The organism is Microbacterium sp. (assembly GCF_036277215.1).
Lineage (GTDB): Bacteria > Actinomycetota > Actinomycetes > Actinomycetales > Microbacteriaceae > Microbacterium.
In genome coordinates, this window is sequence record NZ_DASUNI010000054.1 from 1 (window position 1) to 3,758 (window position 3,758).

5 protein-coding genes are annotated in these 3,758 nt (G+C 66.6%); all 5 read right to left on the bottom strand.

What is annotated here, in order from left to right:
• Window positions 1-525, bottom strand: a 525-nt coding sequence (locus VFX99_RS02620; protein ID WP_329664762.1) for a nuclear transport factor 2 family protein, incomplete at its 3' end; no start/stop codon positions are given.
• Complete coding sequence (locus VFX99_RS02625; protein WP_329664763.1) at window positions 518-1,564, bottom strand: sugar phosphate isomerase/epimerase family protein; 1,047 nt, start codon at window positions 1,562-1,564, stop codon at window positions 518-520. The genes VFX99_RS02620 and VFX99_RS02625, both read right to left, overlap by 8 nt.
• 38 nt (window positions 1,565-1,602) lie before the next feature.
• Window positions 1,603-2,700 (bottom strand): sugar phosphate isomerase/epimerase family protein, encoded by a 1,098-nt coding sequence (locus VFX99_RS02630; protein ID WP_329664764.1) that lies wholly within the window; start codon window positions 2,698-2,700, stop codon window positions 1,603-1,605.
• The gene (locus VFX99_RS02635; protein WP_329664765.1) at window positions 2,697-3,092 is read right to left on the bottom strand and encodes a C-glycoside deglycosidase beta subunit domain-containing protein; all 396 of its coding nucleotides are present in this window, start codon (window positions 3,090-3,092) and stop codon (window positions 2,697-2,699) included. Before VFX99_RS02635 ends, VFX99_RS02630 begins: the two co-directional genes overlap by 4 nt.
• Window positions 3,093-3,189: 97 nt before the next feature.
• On the bottom strand, window positions 3,190-3,758 hold a 569-nt coding region (locus tag VFX99_RS02640; protein WP_329664766.1), incomplete at its 5' end, for a GMC family oxidoreductase.

The window sequence follows — 3,758 nt, forward strand, 5'->3', positions numbered from 1 at the left end:
GAAGTCGATGGCGTACTTGCACCAGACCCAGTGCGCCCAGACCTTCTTGCCCAGCACCTCGCCGGGCGAGTACATGTCGGGGAACTCCTCGGCGACCTCGGGGTCGGTGAGGCCCGACTCGGTGCCCGCCATGAGCCAGACGCCCTTGGCGGTCTCGCCGTCCGCGGCGACTTCGATGACCGGCGTGGTCGTGGCGTGCAGGATGAGCTTGCCGGTCGGCGACGGGCGACCCTGGTGGTAGCGGATGACGCTGTCGTACTCGGTGTACTCGCCCGCGTTCGTGTAGCGCGCCCGGATGCCCTCGGTGCCGCGCTTCACCCAAAGCGGGATGATCTGCTCGTCCTGGAACGCGTTGTGCAGGTACATGTAGCGGTTGAAGAGGTTCTCGACCGCGCCACGGTCGTGGGCCGACTGGGCAAGGGCGCGCGCGGCGACGACCTCTTCGCGCAGCGCGGCGAGTTCGGCCTGCAGTTCGGTCAGGGACGCCCCCTCGACGGTCGCTGAGCTTGCCGAAGCGTCAGACATTCGCGTCCTCCTTCGCGGCGACGGTGTCTTCGATGGCGCGGCGCATGAGCGTGTGCTGCTTCTTCACCAGGTCGATCGGGTCGGATTCGCCGAGGTCGGAGAACGCGTGGCCCTCCCACTCGCTGGAGAGGTATCCCTGGTAGCCGCCCTCGACGAACTGCCGGACGATACGGGGGATGTCCATCGCGGGCTCGTCGCCGTTCTCGTTGATGTCGTAGAACTTCGCGTGCACGTGGAACATCTGCGGCATGATGTCGAGCCACTCTTCCGGCGGCACCAGTCCGTGCATGTTGAAAGCGAGGCGCGTGAACGGGCCGAAGCGCAACGGGTCTACGCCCTCCCCGGTCAGGTAGTCCTCGAACTTCTGGTTGCGCGCGTACATCGGGGTCGGCTCGTGCCAGATCTCGTCCATCACCGGGAAGTGCTTCTCGTCCATGCCCATCTGACCGAGCGTGCGCAGCAGGGTCGGTGAAAGCGAGTGCATCGTGGACGAGAAGTCGGCCGTGAAGCCGAGGCGTTCGGACTGCAGCTCGTCGTACATCTCGCGCATCTGCAGCACCTGGGGGTCGTTCGGCCCCGAGGGTGCATGGATCTCGTAGCCGAGCTTCTGGTCGTACTTCTCGGCGAGCGGCAGAAGGCTGCGCAGCAGCTCCTTGCCGTGCGAGCGGATCACGACCTTCTTGAAGCCCAGGGTGTGAGCGGTCTTGAGCTGGCGCGCGAGGAAGTCGTGCTCCTCGTCGGGCGTCATGTCGCGGTCCTTGCGGCGGCCCATGTCGGGATTGGTGCCCACGGCGCTGGGCTCGAGCTCGTAGCGATCCATGCTGTCGCGCCAGATCTTGACGAACTCTTCGTCGACGTCGGGGTAGGTGCGCAGCATCTGGGCGATGTTGAACTCGATACCCGGGCCGAGGCCGTGCTCGGCCGCCGCCTGGATCAGCGTCTCGGGGGTGTACAGCCCCGCGGCGAACTCCGAGGTGAGCGAGTAGAGGGTGATACCGAGCTTGATCCCGGTGCCGGCGATGCCGTTGTCGTCAGTCATGATGTCTTCCTGAGCGTGTCGTGGGTGTGGGAAGCGGGTCAGCCGCGGACCGGCTGAGCCAGGTGGGCGCTCAGCGCACTGCGGGCCTCCGCGGCATCCGTGATCATGCGCGACCCGGCATCGGCAGCTGCCGAGCGCTGCACGGCCTGCTCGCCGGCGATGATCTCGAACGGGGATTGCCAGTGGTTCCAGTGCCAGCCCTCGTACTCGCTGGAGATCGCGCCGCTATAGCCGTTCTCGACGAGCAGGCGGATCAGGTCGCGCACCGGAACAGACGGCTCTTCGCCGTTCTCGTCGATGCCGAAGAACTTGCCGTGCACGTGACGGATCCACGGGAAGATCTCGAGCCAGTCGTCCACCCGCGCCGGGCCGAACAGGCCCGTGCCGTTGATGCCGAAGTCGATGCCCAGGTCGGGACGGCCGTTCTGCGCGGCCAGGCCGATGAACGAGCCGAAACGCTGGCCATGCTGGGCCTGGTCGACCGGCGGACCCTGCTCGTAGTAGGAGTTCCAGAGGTCGACGACCTTCGTCAGGAGCTCCTCGGAGGCACCGCGGCGACGGTACGCCTCGATCAGCGACGGCGCGAAGCCGCTGACGGTCGCGCCCCAGTCCATGGTGAACCCGAGGAACGGCGATCCGACCTTATCGAACCGATCGCGCAGCGCCAGGATGCGCGGGTGCGAGGCGTACTGGTCGGCGTGCACCTCGAGCGCCAGGGTCACCCCATGGTCTTCAGCGATGGGCGCGAGCGCCTCCATCGAGTCCGGCTCGATCGAGATCTGCACGCGCGCGATCGGGAATCCGAGCTTCGCGGCCGCCTGAATCTGCAGCGTCATGTAGTCGATCAGCTCGGGCTGGGTGAGCAGGCGATCGCGGTGGATGCCGATGTCGGCGTTCACTGCGAGTGAGGTCGTGACCAGACCGACCTCGTCGACGAGGTCGCGGAACCAGCCCGCGAAGGAGTCCTCGATCTGCGGGAAGCCCCGGAAGCTCGAGAATCCGATGATCTCCAGTCCCGGGCCGTACCCCTCGGCGGCGACCTTGCGGATCAGGCCCTCGAGGTCGTACTCGCGTCCGTGGAACGCGCGGGTGAAGCTGTAGAGCGTGACGCCCTGGATCGGAGTGCCGAGGGTCATGATGCGACCGCCTTCATGGTCTTGGTGTCGTGCTCTTCGATGTGCAGGGTCTCGGTGTCCGAGATGATGATGTACGGGATGTACAGCGTGAGGTCGACGCGCACCTCGTGCTCTTCGTCGGCGCTGACCGGCAGCTCACCCGACAGCACGGCCGAGTCAGTGGGGAACCACCATTCCCCCGTCTCGTCGACGAGCTCGGGAAAGCCGAACTCGCGGCCGTTCATGCTCCAGCGCAGCGACTCCGTCGGAGCCTCCACTCCGTCGACGGTCAGCTTGGCGCCGGCGATACAGGAGCCGGGGAGCGCCCGGTACCAGGGCAGTCGGACCTCGACCGCGGTGCGCGGCCCGGCGGTCGTGAGCGTGCCCTGCTCGATGATGCGATCGGGGATCACGAGAACCTCCAGGTTCTGGGCCGACGTCGTCGACCGGACAACTTTGTCATTGTTTCTACACTCTAATGTCTGAATCAGACATAAGCAAGTCCGCCGGTCAGCGATCTGCCAATGTCCCCGCGATGCGACGGGCGCCGTTCACGGCGAGGGCGACCCCCGTCAGCGTCGGATTGCACGCGGTTGCCGTAGGGATGACGCCGTTGCCGGCGACGAACAGCCCCGGCACGTCCCATACTTCGCCTTGAGGCGAGCACACGCTGAAGCCATCGTCGGCGGCACCCAGGCGCGTCGTCCCCTGATAGTGCAACGAGGCACCGAGTGGCATCATGAAGGGGCGGTCGTCGAGGGGCTCGCCGACCGCCTTGCCGAGGCGGACGATCTCCTCCTTGCCGCGGGCGATCACCTCGTGGTCGCGCGGCGTGAGCCGGTAATGCACCGTCATCGCCGGCATCCCGTATCCGTCCACGTCGTCGGCGGCGAACTCGACCCGGTCCGAGGCCTGCAGGTCTTTCGCGCAGAACAGGCCGAGGCCCACGATGGAGCCGGGAGCGGCCGGGTCGTCGTCCGCGAGCTTCACCGGTGAGGCGTCGAGTTGCATCACCTGCCCATGGAAGGGCATGTCATCGGTGAAGGGCACCCACGTCACCCCGCTGTACTCGCTCAGCC